The organism is Novipirellula aureliae, assembly GCF_007860185.1.
Taxonomy (GTDB): domain Bacteria; phylum Planctomycetota; class Planctomycetia; order Pirellulales; family Pirellulaceae; genus Novipirellula_A; species Novipirellula_A aureliae.
The window spans coordinates 1,520,503-1,538,029 of sequence record NZ_SJPY01000001.1; the positions used below are offsets into that span (position 1 = coordinate 1,520,503).

Here is a 17,527-nt window from a genome sequence, read left to right on the forward strand (position 1 = left end):
CGCGCAACCACTTGAAAATTTCACAACCAACGTTACAACGGTCTTAGCATTTTTTGCAATTTCACCTCGTCGATCGGGTTCATCATTTCGACCGAACCGTCTGCTCTGAGGATAAGCAGTGGTATTTCTTCATTCGGCTCCACGTCTGTGTCCGTTAAGTCTTCGGGCTTGGTCCAAGGGACGCTTTTCTTACTGGTTAGGATCAATGCGGCGTTCGACGTGCCGCCGGTGAATTCGTCAACTGAATGCCCTGTGATCCCTAGCCCGCCGTCGTCGGTGGCGATCCCAAGGAAATTTGTTTCACCCTTGCGTTGGTCCGATGAAGCAAACGGAGTTCGGTACACGTCGGGCATCTGGTCCAACAGTGTGAGGTTATGCTCGCCATCCCAGGGTTCATCGAACCGATACTGTTCGAACAGCTCCTGCTGCTCAATGAACGGCAAAAGAGCGACCCGCCAGCTAAACGGATATGGATCTTTATCACCATTGCTGCCGCCACGCCTCCCCTCTCGCACGTTCTGGCTGCCAGGAAACTTGCGGTAGGCATCGTGAAAGTTATGAAACGCGATTCCAATCCGCTTCATCGAATTGACCGTATTGACGATCGATCGCGCAGGAGCCTGAGACTGTGCGGACTCAGCGACTTCATCCAACGAAAACGCTTGGTAGCGAATCAAATCATTCAAGACGGTTAACCATACAGGCCCCGTCTTATCAACTAGTCCTGGTAGCTCTTGCGGCGACCGCGGGATGTCACCCATTCGCTGCAGGACGAGGTTCGGAAATCCATCTTCGTCTGTAAAATCACGTGGGCGTCTGTTGCCAGTTTTGGCCGCAAGTCGCAACGTTCCGTCGGATTCGAATTCATAAATACCAAGCGCTGTTAGTGGACGGGGGAACCGCATCGCCATATCTATCTCGTTACCACTCCATTCGCTATCGAGCGACAAGGTTCCGAGTAAGATCAAACCGACCCTTGGATGTGTGAAGTAGTAGATCCGCTGACCATCAATGGCCACCAGCAGCGGATGTGTTTTGATACCGTTACTCGCAGCTTCGCCGATCCAAACACCCTGAAGACGATACAAGTCATTGCGCGCGTTCGTCGCTCCAAATTCATTAGGCAAATCGGGCTGACGCAAGCCGCCATCGAGAGTCCGCATGATATCCTGAACTTCTTGCTCGCTAAACGCACCGGTTATCCTCGCTGTTTTACGAATTTCTGAACGGATCTTGGGGGCTACCGCAATCGTTCCTTCGGATACGATCGCCAGGGGATGTCCCATGTTGTTTCGAGTCAGTAATTGAAATTTTGTTGCCAAAATGTCGTCAAATTCAACTTCGAGGCAACTACTTTGGTTTGCATCGAATGTCGTCCGCAGACTTGGCGCGTGTTGTTTTAATTCACCCCATTCGATTCGGTTCGCTGACGAACCGGATGCGAGTGCGTATCGATTGCCATTGTAATTTTCAACAATTGGAGCTGCCACATCCTCTTTCAACTTGATCCAAATACCGGTATCCGTCGTCACGACTTTATCATGCTTTGGATCAGAACTAATTTGGCTATGCAACAGAGCTTTCGCTGCAGACAATTCGGCATCGGATACTTCATCCGAGTTCAGCAGAACGATAAAGCCCAATGGTTCATAGGGCCGAATGGTGCCGTCTCCAATTTCCACAACAGGTGCCAGTTCTCCTTGGGAAACCTGTCCCGTAATCTCACTACGCTGCCCTGGTGTTACCCCTGGCGTCTCCGTAATCGTCACTTGGCTACCCGCCGGTGCATTGACTTGCGTCTTCGTTCCATCGGGATACTCAATCGTGATGGTGATTCCCAACACGAGGCCAACGACAAGTCCCATTAGCCCCGTAGCGAGGGCGACCCAGATCGGTACGTGGCGATCTCTCTCTGCTTGGGTTTGCGTACTTCTAGCGGCAACAGCTACCGGAACGTATTTGGTTTGACTAAGTCGCATCAGATCATTGCCGACCGTAAACGGCTCCAATCGCTCGGCGATTTCCATTGGCGACTGCGGCCGTTTCGTGGGATCTTTTTGCAGCATTGAATCGACCAAGGACGCCAATTCTTTTGGCGCATCGGGCAAACACTGTTTCAGCCGCGGTGCAGGAGTCGAGACGTGGGCGGTCATTTTGGCGAACGGGGTTTCGTGGTTCTCGTCGGCAAAGGGAGCATGACCGGTGAGCAGTTTCATCAGGGTGCAGCCGAGCGAATAAATGTCCGCTCGGATATCGACGCTGCGGCTATCGGTTACTTGCTCTGGTGCGATGTAGTCGGCGGTTCCCATCGTTTGGCCCGTTCCCGTCAATTCGGGGCCAGCGATCTCGGGATGATCGGGATCGCCATATTCGAAGCGTGCCAAACCGAGGTCCAACAGTTTCACTTCACCCGAACGACTGAGCATGATGTTGGACGGTTTGACGTCGCGGTGTACGAAACCTTGGCTATCGGTGTAGGCCAAAGCCACGGCGACTTGGCGAATGATCTGGCAGGCATCGGCGATCCCCAGTGGCCCGCTGCTTTGAACCAACTGGCCTAAATCCAAACCATCGATAAACTCGGTGACCAAGACCGCCGTCCCTTCGATCTCGCGGGCGTCATGGGCGGTAACGATGTTGGGATGACTCAATTGTCCTACCGCACGCATTTCGGCTTCAAAACGCTGGCGCATGCGTGGATCGGACAGCCGATGGGTGGCGAGTACCTTGAGGGCAACTTGGCGGCCAAGTTTGTTATGCCGCGCCAAATAGACGCTGCCCATCCCACCGCGTCCGAGCGGGCGAGTGACCTCGTATTCACCGATTTGTCGAGGCAATTCCGCCGTGTTTGCTAACACCGCCAAAGCTTTCGCCACCGCCGTTTGGCAGCTAGGTTCGTGGGCAAACGAGGCCAAGGGATCGGGTTGGCGTAGTTCAGCGATCAACGAATCCTCACCGTCGTCGATCGTCTCGAGCGCCGACGCGCACGATTCGCACTCACGCAGATGCTCAAAAATCGAATCGGACTGTGTCTCGGGTAAACGGCCCGACGCGTAGGCTCGCAGCCGCGTCGCTGGCGGGCACTCGGTGGGTGTTACGGTCATCATTGCATTCTCCTCGAAAGTAGACCACATTGTAGGGGGTATACTGAGATAAACGCGAACGTCTGACACCAAGATTGCAAAACGTGCCTTTTCCACCCGATCGCCCCGAACATCCGACGCTTTCATCCGCGTGGTTGATGGGAGCCAAGCAAATGGATTCCGATGCTTGGAGCCGATTGGTGACCACATTCGGACCGATCGTCTATCGTTGGTGCCGCGCATCGAGTGTGCCGATGTCCGATGCTGCCGACGTGGTTCAGGAGGTGTTTGCAACCGTCGCACGTGGGATCGGCGACTTTGAACGTCAGAAAGACAAGGGAAGTTTTCGCAGTTGGCTGGCCACGATTACTCGCCGTCGGACCGCCGATTACTTTCGTCGCGCCGCCAAAGCACAGGCCGCCGCGGGTGGCACCGATGCGATGCTACGACTTGAGCAACATGCCGAATCGCTCGACTCGACCATCAATGAATCGAATGTTCAAGCCGCGATCTCGCAGCAAATGCTCGGGCAAGTACGAGCTGAATTTGAACCGACAACTTGGGATGCGTTTTGGCTAACCACCATCGAAGAGAAACCGGCAAGCGAAGTCGCTGAACTCACCGGCCTCTCTCGAGCGAGCGTCTACCAAGCGAAATCACGCATCCTTAGAAGATTGCGGCAACGCTTAGAAAGGTGAGCAGCGGCCAACGATGGTTTCGATGCAGCCGCTCAGTGCCAATCACTCAGTAGCAGTCACTCACTGACGGGGTTCACTTGCATTTCCATTTTCATCTCGGTCTGCATCTTTTGCGTTTGATCCGCGACGACGATCGACATATTCGCAATCGTTTCAATGGCCACCTTTGACGATATAGGAAAAAGGGAAGACTCTAAGATCTTACTGCTTCCTTCACCGCTGGATGTCAATGAATCAAGTTGCATGGAGGTACCTGCGGGAAGCATAGCATTCTTAATTTCTTGCGGGTCTGCTTTTTGACTGACTCCAATTTTCATCTGAAACCCGTTGTCATCGATCGATTCGATTTCATGAGTCGAAGTTTGCGTCAGCTTCATCCCATTGACTTCGAGCTTTTGGACGACTTGCCACTTGGCTCCCATTCCGATCGCTTCCGTGGGGACGGGAGAACTCAGTTTATCCATTGAATCTTGCATGCCTTCTAGCATCTGTTTGATCGATGGAGCGAGCCCCTCGGGGATATCAAATTCCCCTTTTTGCATCACCCCACAATTCGACACGATGCCGCGTCCCGTCGCACCGATCATCGGCTTGAGCATGGTTCGTATCGTCTCGGCGAGTGGAGAAGGGTTATTGGGATCATCGACCACATCCACGTCGGTGTAGGTATAGTCGAAGGAGATATCGCCATTGGTCGCAACTTCGGTAACTTCGACCAGCATAACCATTTTTTGAGCTGGAACGCTCTGGGACGGCATTTTGTTTCCATTCACGTTGATCGACTGGTCCATTTTCACAGTCATCACCGCGGTCTGTTTGTCACCGACCTGCGGTGTGAAGCGAACTTCGCGACGAGGCGAGCTGCCTGGTTCGAGCAAATCAACCGAAACACCTGGCTTCTCTGCCACCGTTTCCGCCTGCATGGGGCTGGCAAACTGCAGATAGCACAAAACGAAACATAAGTAGAATGGGAACGATCGACGCATGGAATGTCTCTTTTGTTGGTTAGAGGGCAGCCGCACAGCGGAGGATCGCTACGACCGTACCGCCAGTATAACAATTTTCAGTATAGCAAGTTTGCCGATCAAGCATGGTGGTTCACGCGCTCAATGTTAGTGTCGTATTCGTTTTGGCTCGGTTTTACCGCGCAGCGGTTACAGCGATTAGCCATCGTTCGCGGAGCGGACCGATGGTTCGGAGAAATCATCGATGGTATCGACCCTGGAGGGCGTCGCAGCTACGACGCGCTCCGGAGACTGCTATAGTAGTACCATTGTTTTAAGGCCGGAGGCCGACATATCCTTGTCGGTGGCGTAAGCCACCGGATCAGAGGCGTTTAAGTCGCCGCAAGGCCGGAGGCCGACACATCATCGCTGGTGTGTCGCCCTCCGGGCTAGTGGTTCAGTTATCATCCTTGCCATTGGGCTCACGCCACCGGCAAGGATGTTTCGGCCTCCGGCCTAGGTTCGTTGCTACTATCTCAGCAGTCGAAATGCACGTGTTCCTCCGAATCTGGCAGTGATCGCTTCGCTCGACCGCCCGCAAATTGCTGAGATTCCTTTCGGGATCAAAACCTGAGTCATGACAAGTCCAACGGACGGGGTTTCGACTATCCGTAGGGAAGGCATTAGAAGTCGCTTAGCTCGAGCCATCGTTCTTCGCAGCCGGCGAGTTCTTTTTCAAGTTCTTGAATTTGCTCGTGCAATTTCATTGCGGCGTCGGGCTTGGTCTCGGTTAGCATCTGCTCGTTAAGCTTTCGTTTTTCTTCATCAAGCCTGGCGATCTTCTTTTCTAGATTTTTGACTTCCTTTTCAGCCTTGCGTTGATCGCGAACGTTTTGTCGATAATCCTTGCCGGTTGGCTTGGATGAAGAGCCGGCTTTCGAATTTCCCACTTTGGCGTTTCGTTCGCGCTCGCCATCGTCGACTTCCTTCTCGACCGATTCCAAATAGGTATCGTAGTCACCAAAGTAATTCTTGACGCTGCCGTCACGGACTTCGATGACACAGGTCGCCACACGGTGCATGAAGTGACGATCGTGACTGGTGAAGATCACCGTGCCTTTGTATTGCAGCAGTGCTTCGGCGAGTGCTTCGACCGTTTCGACATCGAGGTGGTTACCTGGTTCGTCGAGCACGAGCACGTTGGCGTTTCCGAGTAGCAGTCCCGCCATGCACAACCGAGCACGCTCGCCGCCGCTAAGCACCTTGACCTTTTTGTTGATTTGGTCGTCGCGAAACAGCAGCGCCCCGGCCATCGCCAGCAATTCTTGGCGAGTCGTATCTTGGTTGCTGTGGTATTCCAGATGATCGATCACCGTGTGCCGTTCATCGAGGCTGGTGTAGACATGCTGAGCATAGGTCCCGACTTCGACGCCATAGCCCCACTTCATGTCGCCATCGAGTGGTTCAAGTGAATCGACGATCGTCCGCAGCAGCGTCGTTTTCCCTTGGCCGTTGTCACCAACGATCGCAGCTCTTTGGCCATGTTCGAGTTCGAGTGTAATGTTCTCGGCAACCCGATTATCGGGATAGCCGATTGCCAAATCGTTGCAGCGAAAAACCGTTCCTTGTCGCGGATCCACGCGAGGAGCACGCATGTGGACGGTTGGTTCGTCGGTTTGAATTTCGGTCGTCTGCAATCGTTCGAGTTGCTTCGCTTTACTTTTTGCCTGGCTGGCGGTCGAAGCGTTGGCGCGATTCTTTTCGATAAATCGCTGCAGTTGTTTCTGCTTGGCCATCACCGTTGCGTTGACCCGGCGATCGTGTTCGCGGCGTTCTTCGCGGTATTCCAAGAAGGGACCTATTTTTCCTGAGAACATCGTCAGCTTTCCGCGTGACAGTTCGAGCGTTTGCGAGCAGGTCGCTTTGAGGAACGATCGATCGTGGCTAACGATCAGAGCCGCCTTGTTGAATTCACGCAAAAAGTGCTCGAGGAGAATCTGGGTCCGCAGATCGAGAAAGTTGGTCGGCTCGTCGAGCATTAACAGGTTGGGATCGTGTAGCAGCAGCGCCGCCAATTTGACACGCGTTTGCCAGCCCCCCGAAAGCGCCTTGACGGGGCCTTCGAGGTATTCGCCTTTGAGCTCGAATTGCCCGGCCACTTGCCCGCACCGCCATTCGGGTTGGTCGCTGTCTCGCATCAAGAAATCGAGAGCCGATTCCCCGGCGTGGAACGGATCGTGTTGTCGAAGGTAACCGATTCGCAGCGAGGGATGCCGGATAATTTCGCCCTGCTCCAACTCTTCTTCGCCGAGCAGAACGCGGAGCAGCGTCGATTTGCCAGCCCCATTGCGGCCAATGAACCCAACTTTGACATCGTCGACCAGCGAGACATCGGCATTGTCGAGAACCACTTGATCTCCGTATCGCTTGACAGCTTCTCGTAATTGCAGCAGTACAGCCATGCTTCTTGTTTGCTAATTGAATTGAAAGTTTGAACGCGAGTGCTATGTCAGATCGAAAGGTCAGACCGAAGGGTCAGATCGAAGGATTAGGTCGGAGGATTAGGGTGGCGAAACCCACGAAGGGTTTCGGTCTTTTCCCTAAAGCGGCAAAAGCCTTGACGACCTCCGCTTCGGCCCCAGCCCCAAAACGGGGCATTGACCAAGCACCAGCATCTCTGAAGGAGTCCCGATTTTATCACTGTTATTGAAAATGCATACCGTCACTGCAACCGTTATCGCCGCATTTGATGTTACTTCGCGGCGAGGCCACCTTAAGGAATTACAACTTTCCGCGAATTTCTTGGCGAACTACACTAGGAACATGCGGACGGATCTTTTAGATTTCCTATAATGCAAAAAGTCAACGCATCCCGTAGAGATCGCGCATCGATTTCTACATCCTCCAAAGCAACCTACGGCGAAATTTGCCGCTATGAATAGCTACAGTTTGGACTACATCGACGATTTGTACGTCCAGTATCTTCGGGATCCTGCGTCCGTTTCGGATTCTTGGCGCGATTACTTCGAGCAATTCCTGGTTGCTTCGAATCATAGCGTCCTGAGCAAAAGCAAAGCTTCGCTGCGTGCCAAATCACCAGCCGGAGCCACGGTGGGCAGCACGTCTTCATCCGAGCCAAACGATGCCTCGATCCGCAACGGTGCCGGTCCCCGCAGCGGTGCCGGTCCCCGCAGCAGTGCCAGTCCCCGCAGCGGTGCCAGTCCCCGCAGCGGTGCCGGTAGCCGCAATGGTACCGGTAGCCGCAGTGGTTCGACGGGCGATGAGCTCACCGATCAGGCGTTGTGGATGTCGCGGATCCAAGACCGAGTCAACCAACTGGTCCGCGAATACCGTGTTCGAGGTCACTTGGTCGCCCAGCTTGACCCGCTTGGTATGTTCAAACACGAATCGCCGGAACTAAGCCCGACGCTCTACGGATTGTCCGACCAAGATTTGCAGCGGCCGCTGAACAGCAGTGCGCTCGAAAACGTGACCGGCAGTACCTTGAACGTCATCCTGACGAAGCTGCAAAACACCTATTGCCGCAGCATTGGTGCCCAGTTCATGCACATTGACAATCGCAATATCCGCGATTGGTTACAGCGACGGATGGAAACGACCGAAAACCGGCTCGAGCTTTCTCACCAAGTTCAACGGCGGATCTACGCCCGTTTGGCCGATGCGTCAATTTTTGAAGAATTCGTTCGCCGCAAGTTTGTGGGTGCAAAAACATTTTCGCTCGAAGGCGCCGAAACGCTCATCCCATTGCTGGATCTGGCCTTAGAAAAAGCGGGGCAACATCAGGTCCAAGAGGTCGTGATGGGAATGGCCCACCGCGGGCGTTTGAATGTGATGGCGAATATCTTGAAAAAACGGGCCATGAACATCTTTTGGTCCTTTAACGACCCCACCCCTGAGCTAAATCGTGGCGGCGGCGACGTTCGCTATCATCTTGGCTACAGCAGCGACTGGGAAACCGCGGCAGGAAAAAAAATCCATATCTCACTCTGCTTCAACCCCAGTCACTTGGAGTATGTCAACACCGTTGCGATGGGACGGTGCCGATGCAAACAGGATCATCGTGGTGACACGAAACGGCAAGAGGTGATGACGTTCCTGATTCACGGCGACGCCTCGTTTGCGGGCGAAGGGGTGGTGCAAGAAACACTTAACCTCAGCGAACTCGACGCTTACCGCACCGGCGGAACCCTGCACGTTATCATCAACAATCAAGTCGGTTTCACGACGGAACCGAAACAGGGACGTAGCTCCACTTACGCGACCGACATCGCCAAAATGCTGCAAATCCCAATCTTCCATGTCAATGGCGAAGATCCCGAAGCGGTGGCGCAAGTGGTCTCGGTGGCGATGGATTTCCGAAAAGAATTTCATCGTGATGTCGTCATTGATTTGTACGCCTACCGCCGTTGGGGGCATAACGAAGGAGACGAACCACGCTTCACTCAGCCACGCATGTACGCCAACATCGATCGCCGAGCAAGCGTCCGTATCCAGTACCTGAACCGACTGATGGAACTTGGCGAAATCACCGCCGAAGAAGCCGAAGAGATTGCACGCGAACGAACCGAGAAATTGGAGTCGGAGTTTGAAGCGAGTAAGAACGTGGCGTTCTTGCCCGATACCCAAACTTTAGCCGCAAATTGGACCCAATACTACGGCGGACCGGAACCGACCGAGTCGACCGATACGACTTTCGACAAAGAACACTTGTCGAAGTTGCTCGATTCGGTCACACGGATGCCTGACGGCTTCGCGATGAACAAGAAACTGAAGCGGCCGTTGGCATTGCGCCGTGAAATGGCGGAGGAAAAGCGGCCGCTCGATTGGGCCAGTGCCGAAGCGGCTGCATTTGCAACGCTGATGGTGCAAGGCCACCCGATCCGAATGACCGGACAAGACGTCCAACGTGGAACGTTTAGCCAACGACACGCCGTGCTGCATAGCGTCAAGACCGGCGAAACCTACATACCGCTGGCCAATTTAGGCAAAGACCAAGCGCGTTTTGAACTCTACAATAGCCCGCTCAGCGAGGCAGGCGTGCTCGGGTTCGAGTACGGCTACTCGCTAGACCAACCCAACGGCTTGTGTGTCTGGGAAGCTCAATTCGGGGACTTCTGGAATTGTGCCCAAGTGATCGTTGACCAGTTTATTGCCAGTGCGGAGGACAAATGGAACCGCCTCAGCGGCTTGGTGATGCTGCTGCCGCACGGCTTCGAAGGGCAAGGCCCCGAGCATTGTAGCGCTCGCTTGGAACGCTTCTTGGCGATGGCGGCCGAGCACAACATTCAAGTGGTCCAACCCACAACCCCCGCGCAGTACTTCCATTGCTTGAGGCGGCAAGTGATTCGCAAATGGCGAAAACCGCTGGTGATCCTGTCTCCAAAAAGCTTGCTGAGGCACCCTTTAGCCGTCAGCCCGCTGGTGGATTTGTCGAGTGGCGGATTCGAAAAGATTCTCGTCGATTCGGAAGTCAAGCTGCCTGAAGCTAAACGCCTGCTTTTATGTACAGGAAAAATCTATTACGACTTGCTGGAACGACGCAATGAATCGGAAGTACGAAACGTTGCCATCCATCGAATCGAGCAGCTTTACCCGCTAAGCTATGATGAGGTCGCGGCCACGATGGAAGGTCTCAGGGACGGAACCGAAATCTTCTGGGTTCAAGATGAGCCCACGAATATGGGAGCTTGGTCCTACATCAAATTGAAGTTTGGCGACGATTTTTCAAGCAAATACAGCTTTTCATGCGTATCGCGGGATGAGTCGGCCAGCCCGAGCACCGGCAGCATGGGAGCACACAAAATGGAGCAGGCCGAATTGATGGAAGCCGCATTCGCAGGCATTTAGGATTACGTGACGGATCAGCGTTTTTCTCAACGCGGCTATGCCGCGGGTGTCGCCCTGCCCTCCGCTCGGAAAGGGGAGCGTCCGACCCTGCGCATCCGACTCTGTGCATCCGATTCTGCGCGTCCGATTCTGCGCGTCCGACTCTGGGATTGTATCCCCCATCCAGCCGATATCGGATATCGGCAAGCCCCCCCATCGATTGCCCATCGATTGCCACGAGCCCTTCCTGCGACATTATTAACCAACTTTTTCTGACCGCTTCTCCTTGGCGTTTCGCCAGTTCATTGGCATAATGAGCAGGTATTCACTTGAGGAAACCGTTCACGGTTTCTTTCTGCCCCACCTACCTTGTTGCGATTGAAACAAGCATTTTGTGCTACGGTGTTTCGTCAGAGTTTTCGCTTAGCGTAGTGGATCTTGTTACAGGCCCCAACGTATCAGGATCTGTAACAAGGCCGACGACCGCCACGCTAAATCAAAAATTTTCTGAACCACTAGCCTTTTGTTTCCTGATTGGCCTTCAAATTGGAGTCTGCGTTCTGTGAGAAAGCTATTGTTGTTGCCGCTGCGTCTGGCCGTGGGCTGGGAGCTTTCTCCGAGACTGCTAAGCATTATCGCTGCTACGATGTTAGTCCTACTGCGATTGACGATTGGTTGGCACTTTTATGCCGAAGGCGTTGACAAAGTCCAGCAGGACAACTGGACGGCCGCCCCATTCTTCGTCAACGCGAAGGGCCCGTTGGCGGGCCAATTTCGCACCATGGTATGGGACTACGACGGTTCCATTCGTCTCGACCGCGATCGGATCATGCTAACGTGGGCGACCGATCGCAACCGCGTTTCGGATCATTATGGTTTTGATGAAAAACAAGAAAAGCGTGCCCAAAATGAGTACACCGATGCGGTAGAGAAGTACGACTGGGTTTTAGAGGAGAACAAAGCGGACATTGAAGAGTACCGATTTGGCAAAGATCGAATTGACAAGCTCGACACCGACCCCGTCCGCAATGGGGTTAGCAGTTTGGAAGGGCAGCGCGAGGCGATTCGCAAGGAATGGTTGGACAAGGGGGCGCCGGCACTCAACCAGATCAACCAAGTTTGGGAAAACTACATCGAAAATCTGAATTCGATCGCCACGATGAAGCAACGGCAGTCCGAGTCACCCTATCGACTAACGAAACCTCGCGACGTATTGATGGACACGAGTATCATTGACGTCATTTTGCCCTATTTCGATATCGCAGTCGGTTTGCTACTGCTATTCGGATTGTTTACCCCTATCGCTGCGTTAGCGGCAGCAGGATTTCTCGGTTCAATCGTACTGAGTCAGTATCCGCCCGTGACAGGACCGACATCAAGCATTTACCAATTGATCGAAGCGATGGGCTGCTTTGTCTTAGCAGCAACTGGCGCAGGTCGTTTCGCCGGACTCGATTTTTTCCTGCACCTGATCGTACGAAAAGTTTATGGCACTTCATCAAAAGAGGACGAGTAAGCCTTTAGAACGGTCGTTTCGTCGCCTTTTGCCCCGTGCAAGGCAACGACACCTCCCTTGTCCACACAGATTTTTTTAACCGCACATTTACCAGCGACATTTATAGCGAAGAAGGCAAAACCATGGTCGATAGACTGTCAGCAGAAGAACGTAAAATTGGTGAAGAAAACTATTACAGCGCCGTCGGCAGCTATTACGATGTCAACCGTCGCGACTTCCTTCGTGGCGTTGTCGCGGCAGGTGCAGTCGGTGGCGCCGGAATCGGTGCAGCCTACTTCGGGTATCAAAAGGTCAACGACCCCGTTCGCATCGCCGTCATCGGTACCGGTGACGAAGGCAACGTACTGATCGGTGGCTGCAACCCGGAGTATGTTGACGTCAAAGCGATCTGCGACATTCGCCCCTTCAGTATCTTCCGAGCGTTCAATGGCGATTGGTCGAGTCCTTCGGCACTCGGCCGTCGACCTGGTTTGATTTCCCGCGTCGGTTACAAAGACGAAGCGGAAGCTCGCCGACACGTCAAGGTCTACGATTCGACCAACGGCGGGATCACCGCTTGTTTGAACGACCCCGATATCGAAGCGGTCATCATCGCACTTCCGCTTTGGCTGCATGCACCCGTCGCCGCGCAGGCGATGGAGAAGGGGCTGCACGTTTTGACCGAAAAGTTGATGGCACACGATGTGGCCCAGTGCAAGGTGATGGCACGAATGGCCGATGAACTCGAAAGTGCTGATGGAAATCCGATTCATTTGGCCACCGGACACCAACGCCACTACAACATCAAGTACGACAATGCGGTGAAGATGATCCAGTGGGGACTGCTCGGACAGTTACACCACATTCGCGCCCAGTGGCATCGTGGCAATGTGCCTGGTGCCGACAGTTGGTCGATGCCCATTCCAGGCGGTGAAAAGATGAAAAACGGCGAGATCTTTGATCGTATCGCCAAGGACCTTCAATACCGCAAAGACGCGTTGGCGGAAACGAAGGACGCTGCAGAAGAAAGCCGCTTGAAGATGGAAATTGCCCAATTCGAGGCCTGGGATGCCGACAAGAATATCGACCCGAAAAAATTCGGCTACGAAGACTTCACGCTGCAGGACAAAATCTTTACGGCAATGGAAGAATTCCATCGTTGGCGGTTGTTCGATCGCACTGGTGCCGGCTTGATGGCCGAACTCGGCAGCCACCAACTCGATGCGGTTAGTATCTTCCTCAGCTCACTTCGTGATGATGGAAAGAAGGCTCATCCGCTTAGCGTTCATGCGGTGGGAGGACGCCACATCATGCCGCTCGACCGCGAAGTCGGCGACCATATCTATTGCATGTACGAATTCCCTGGGCCCGAATACTCCGAAGCCTTTGACGTCGGTTACTACGATCGGGTCGAGATGTATCCCAATCCGAAGAGCAAGGGCAATGGCCCGGTGCCAGGCTATGAGACCGACCCGAACAAGAAAGTGGTTGTCACCTATTCCTCGATCAACGGCAACGGATTCGGCGGCTGGGGAGAAGTGGTGATGGGAACCAAGGGAACAATGGTCGTCGACAAGGAAACCGACGTCATGCTCTACCGCAACAGCGACACCAGCAGCAAAGTGGGTGTCAGCAAAAAGGCGGGCGGGTATGCACTCGACACGAGTGCCAGTGGCGACTTTGCTGCTCCGGCCGCCCAAGCCGCTAGCGGAGGTCCGGTCAGCCGAGGCTATCAAGAAGAGATCGAGCACTGGGCCTACTGCATTCGCAATCCAGCCAAAGAGAATCGGGTGCGATGCTATCCCGAGGTCGCAATGGGCGATGCCGTCATTGCCATGGCAACCAATGTCGCACTCAAGAATGCAAACACCGGCAAAGGCGGCTATCTGGAGTTCGAAGAGGACTGGTTTAAAGTCGATTCCGATGCCGTCCCAGATGGCAGCAAGATCGAGGAAGCCAAAGCTTTCATGAAAAAGCCTGTTGCTTAGGGCTTTGTCAGGGATAAAGATCTGGGTTGGCAGTAGTGGATCTTGTTAAAGATCCACATGCGGAAGGATCTTTAACAAGATCCACTACCCTAAGCGATAACGTTGACAAGGCAATAACGGAACCGCGACCTTCGGCACGACATCAAGATCCTAATCCAAAAAGCCTTCGAGCGTTTGAGCTGCTTCACTTTGTTGCAACTTCTTAATCGCTCGGCGTTCGATCTGCCGAACTCGTTCACGGCTGATGTTAAAAATCGAAGCGACTTCGGATAGCGTCCGCGTCGCATAGTCGTCGAAACCGAACCGCATTCGCACGATCGACCGTTCGCGATCGTCGAGCTTTTGCATCATTCGTTCCAAACGGTTCTGCAGAGTCGTCGCATCGACGAGCGTGCCAACGGGAACCGTGTTTTCCTCTGGTAACATCTCACGCAAGTTTGCAGGCACCTCCGCTTCCGATGCTTGGTCGAGACTATAACTCGTGCTCAGGGAGCGTTCCAAAACCGCCAACCGCTCGTCACTAAGGCCAGCGGAATCAGCGACTTCGCGGTGCGTCGGGCGATGACTCAATTGCTGATACAGTTCGCTAATCGTTCGCTGTAGATTGTTCATTTCCCCAGCAACGTGAACGGGGATTCGAATTGTCCGGCTCTGTTCCGCTACCGCACGACCAATTGCTTGACGAATCCACCACGTTGCGTAGGTCGATAACTTGAAACCCTTATCGGCTTCGAATTTTTCAACCGCTCGCATTAACCCCGAGTTGCCTTCTTGAATCAAATCGAGGAACGCCAAACCGCGTCCACGGTACTTCTTAGCAATCGAAACAACGAGTCGAAGGTTACCCTCGACAAGCATTTGCTTCGCCTCGGTGTAGGCAGCGTAACGGCGCTGCAATTCCTGCACTCGATCGTCGAGTCCGCGCAGTGAATGTTGCGTCTGTAGCATGGTTCGAGCAACGTGCTCCTCCTGCGCAGCCGTCATGATCCCTAAGCTGCTACGGAGCTGCAATGCTTGGTTACGCATGTGAATCAAACGTTCGAAGTGCTGCTCTAAAAAGGGAAGCCGGAGCGACAACTCTTCGATCAGGTTAACGATCGACTCCCGACGCCTGAGGTATCGCCGCCGAGCTTCGCGACGGACGCTCATCGCAGCCTCATCATCCCGAATCGTTTGAAAGTCCGCTTGGTTCAATCGCAACAACGATTCGAGCGTCACCACATTCGGTTCGAGGCGACCGAGCACACTCCTTTTTGCCTGTTCATCCGAAACCGAATAATTTAGGGTTCGGTCAGCTCTCAAGTTCCCTTCGACAATTTGTCGAAGTGTCCATACCGCGTGTTCGGCGATGAAGCGGACGCGCAGCAGTTCACGGCGGAAGCAATGGCGAGATTGCTCGAGCTTGTTTGCCAAATCGAACTCTTCTTCGTTGCTCAGCAGCGGCGTTCGCCCCATCTGCTTCAAATAGGTGCCGAGCGTATCCGCAAACTCTTCCGTTGATTCACGCGCTTCCAAGCTAGAAAAACCCTTCAAATCCAGATTTTTTTCTGAAATCGGCACGCCAGTGAAGAAAGGGTCGCTATAATTCGAGTTGAGTGAAACCATTAGTTTGCCTTTATCGATGTTTCGTTGACGTCGCCGCGATCCATGCAGCCGTCCCCATGCCTATGATTGTGTCGAAAACATTGCCAATCGCCCGCTTCCCGGCTTGACGCGCAACCCGCTCCGACACGCACCAAAACAGCGTGCGGCTGCTTTTGCTGTGCTGCCGCTACTCTTTCTACGTCGCGAGCCGATAACGTGTTCGAACTACCCCTTTAGACGCTGTTTAAGCGGAAAAGTCTCGTCAAACCCGAAATTTTCTGAAATCGGCGAATCGCTTGACGGTGAATCCTATACATCAGCCTAGGAAAAGGCAAAGTACAAATGTTCACATTTGACGCAATTTAGCTTAGCAAGACCAGCTTGGCCTGCTCTCAAGCCCGCCTACTAACAGCCCTTCGCCCCATGGGGATGTCGGATCGGACGACTGGACGAAACCGCCTCCCCCCCTCCTCCGCTCAGCCCGCTACACCGATGCTCGCCACAATCCCAATGCTGGGTTTTGCACGTAGTAGAATTCGCTACCGTCGATGTCGGTATGAAAACCATTTTCCAACGTCTGGATGTCGTAACGTTGCAACAACGCATCGAGTTTTCCGGGCGTATAGCCAACCGACCGGATTTCTTCATCCGACAGTTTCCCAGCCGCATAGACCACTTCGAAACGGTTTTCCGATGAACCATGAATCAGATGAGCGGCTGCCGATGGATTCGCCGCTAAATCTTCGTTCTCTTCGACCAACCGCATGACTTCCGCCTTGGGCCGGTAACCATATTTCCGAATCAATTTGTCGATCTCTTTGTCTTCGCCAAATTCTTCGACCGCAGGGGCAAGTACGGTTAGTCGCCCACCATCGGCAATCGCCAACCGCGTACGATAGACCGACTTGTTGCCCAGCCACGTGCTTTTGAACTCCGCCGGATCGAGATAGGTAACGACATGTTGGGGTTGGCGTGGCAAGTCTTTGACATTGACTTTTTCGGCAAGCGCCGCCGCTTCGAAAAAAGTATCGTGATCGTCTCCGATATACAGACCTCGAGTGTGCATGGTCCCATCAGCCATCTGTTCCACGACCGTTAACGCATACAGCAACGGCATCTGTTGACAAAATTCATCCTGGGCATAATTGAGAATCTGTCTTAGCGGCGTGTTGGCTTGCCCGAGTGTTTCTTCGATTCCGTACACCGCACTCAAGTAGTGGCTTTCGTTGATCCCATCCTTGCCACCCGTTCCAACGAACACGTTTTTATTGTAGTTCGCCATTCCGATCACTTCGTGCGGAACGACTTGGCCAAGAGAAAAGATCAAATCGTGACCACCATCTTTGAGCAACTTATTGACTTGTGCTTGCCAAGGCTTGTTATAGATGCCGCCGGTCACCTTCGAAACATACTCCGAAGGAACGGTCCCGAGCGTTACGACGTCGTCTCGCCACAGATGCGGACGAAAAAGATCGTGATCGACACCTGGGAACATCATGTCCAGTTGATGTGGTTTCATCGGCGAGTGGGTGCCAAGCGCAGGCATGATGTCGGTCACCCGGTCACCTAGCAATTCTCGGCAGAGAACGGTCAACTCGCCCGCTCGACTGAACAACCGCGTCGCATCGGGCGGCAATAGCAAAACACGGTCGGGCATTCCAATCGCATCGAACGTCTTGGATAGAGCACCGCGAAAATCATCATACGTTAGGGAAGCAGTCTCACTGCCGGAAGCAAAGTATGTCGTCATCGAATTAAAAGAAATCCTTGGTGGGCCAATCGGGAAAGAGAGGTGAATGAATAAGGTATCAAGATTCAAGGGATTCAGCGACAGCGCAACGAATTCGCTCGTCACCCCGTTGACGAGCGACCACGTTTTCACGTCGAA

Annotated in this window: 10 protein-coding genes; 5 read left to right on the forward strand and 5 right to left on the reverse strand. The window is 53.6% G+C overall.

The genetic code is table 11. The features are described 5' to 3' along the window. Positions 1–32: 32 nt before the first annotated feature. On the reverse strand, positions 33–3,107 hold the full coding sequence (locus tag Q31b_RS05845) for a protein kinase domain-containing protein (protein ID WP_197170977.1): 3,075 nt from the start codon (positions 3,105–3,107) through the stop codon (positions 33–35). A gap of 80 nt (positions 3,108–3,187) precedes the next feature. On the opposite strand from Q31b_RS05845, the gene Q31b_RS05850 reads away from it, so the two are divergent. Further along, on the forward strand, positions 3,188–3,781 hold the full coding sequence (locus Q31b_RS05850) for an RNA polymerase sigma factor (protein WP_231617320.1): 594 nt from the start codon (positions 3,188–3,190) through the stop codon (positions 3,779–3,781). Positions 3,782–3,837: 56 nt separating this feature from the next. Here the strand turns inward: Q31b_RS05850 and Q31b_RS05855 are convergent, their stop codons facing one another. After that, complete coding sequence (locus Q31b_RS05855; protein WP_146598638.1) at positions 3,838–4,767, reverse strand: hypothetical protein; 930 nt, start codon at positions 4,765–4,767, stop codon at positions 3,838–3,840. Between the two features lie 3 nt (positions 4,768–4,770). Here Q31b_RS05855 and Q31b_RS05860 point away from each other — a divergent pair, with 3 nt between their 5' ends. Beyond that, positions 4,771–5,046 carry a hypothetical protein gene (locus Q31b_RS05860; protein WP_146598639.1) on the forward strand — a complete coding sequence of 92 codons (276 nt, stop codon included), beginning with the start codon at positions 4,771–4,773 and terminating at the stop codon, positions 5,044–5,046. 362 nt (positions 5,047–5,408) lie between these two features. Here the strand turns inward: Q31b_RS05860 and Q31b_RS05865 are convergent, their stop codons facing one another. Beyond that, a complete protein-coding gene (locus Q31b_RS05865) occupies positions 5,409–7,187 on the reverse strand; it encodes an ABC-F family ATP-binding cassette domain-containing protein (RefSeq protein ID WP_146598640.1) in 1,779 nt (592 codons plus the stop codon). 472 nt (positions 7,188–7,659) lie between these two features. Between Q31b_RS05865 and Q31b_RS05870 the strand changes: the two genes are divergently transcribed. The 3 genes from Q31b_RS05870 (at position 7,660) to Q31b_RS05880 (ending at position 14,055) form a co-directional block, all read left to right on the forward strand. Continuing rightward, positions 7,660–10,593, forward strand: a complete 2,934-nt coding sequence (locus tag Q31b_RS05870) for a 2-oxoglutarate dehydrogenase E1 component (RefSeq protein WP_146598641.1) — start codon at positions 7,660–7,662, stop codon at positions 10,591–10,593. Between the two features lie 541 nt (positions 10,594–11,134). Next, positions 11,135–12,088, forward strand: a complete 954-nt coding sequence (locus Q31b_RS05875; protein ID WP_146598642.1) for a TQO small subunit DoxD — start codon at positions 11,135–11,137, stop codon at positions 12,086–12,088. Between the two features lie 122 nt (positions 12,089–12,210). Continuing rightward, positions 12,211–14,055 carry a Gfo/Idh/MocA family protein gene (locus Q31b_RS05880; RefSeq protein ID WP_146598643.1) on the forward strand — a complete coding sequence of 615 codons (1,845 nt, stop codon included), beginning with the start codon at positions 12,211–12,213 and terminating at the stop codon, positions 14,053–14,055. Between the two features lie 150 nt (positions 14,056–14,205). Here Q31b_RS05880 and Q31b_RS05885 read toward each other — a convergent pair whose 3' ends face one another. Together Q31b_RS05885 and Q31b_RS05890 are read right to left on the reverse strand one after the other, a co-directional pair. After that, positions 14,206–15,660, reverse strand: a complete 1,455-nt coding sequence (locus tag Q31b_RS05885; RefSeq protein WP_146598644.1) for an RNA polymerase sigma factor RpoD/SigA — start codon at positions 15,658–15,660, stop codon at positions 14,206–14,208. Between the two features lie 463 nt (positions 15,661–16,123). Next, complete coding sequence (locus Q31b_RS05890; protein WP_146598645.1) at positions 16,124–17,389, reverse strand: lactate racemase domain-containing protein; 1,266 nt, start codon at positions 17,387–17,389, stop codon at positions 16,124–16,126. Positions 17,390–17,527 lie beyond the last annotated feature (138 nt).

Coding starts and splice junctions, on each gene's coding strand:
- Q31b_RS05870 (WP_146598641.1), top strand. CDS start 7,660: ATGAATAGCTACAGTTTGGACTACATCGACGATTTGTACGTCCAGTAT.
- Q31b_RS05845 (WP_197170977.1), bottom strand. CDS start 3,107: ATGATGACCGTAACACCCACCGAGTGCCCGCCAGCGACGCGGCTGCGA.
- Q31b_RS05860 (WP_146598639.1), top strand. CDS start 4,771: ATGTCTCTTTTGTTGGTTAGAGGGCAGCCGCACAGCGGAGGATCGCTA.
- Q31b_RS05880 (WP_146598643.1), top strand. CDS start 12,211: ATGGTCGATAGACTGTCAGCAGAAGAACGTAAAATTGGTGAAGAAAAC.
- Q31b_RS05885 (WP_146598644.1), bottom strand. CDS start 15,660: ATGGTTTCACTCAACTCGAATTATAGCGACCCTTTCTTCACTGGCGTG.
- Q31b_RS05865 (WP_146598640.1), bottom strand. CDS start 7,187: ATGGCTGTACTGCTGCAATTACGAGAAGCTGTCAAGCGATACGGAGAT.
- Q31b_RS05890 (WP_146598645.1), bottom strand. CDS start 17,389: ATGACGACATACTTTGCTTCCGGCAGTGAGACTGCTTCCCTAACGTAT.
- Q31b_RS05855 (WP_146598638.1), bottom strand. CDS start 4,767: ATGCGTCGATCGTTCCCATTCTACTTATGTTTCGTTTTGTGCTATCTG.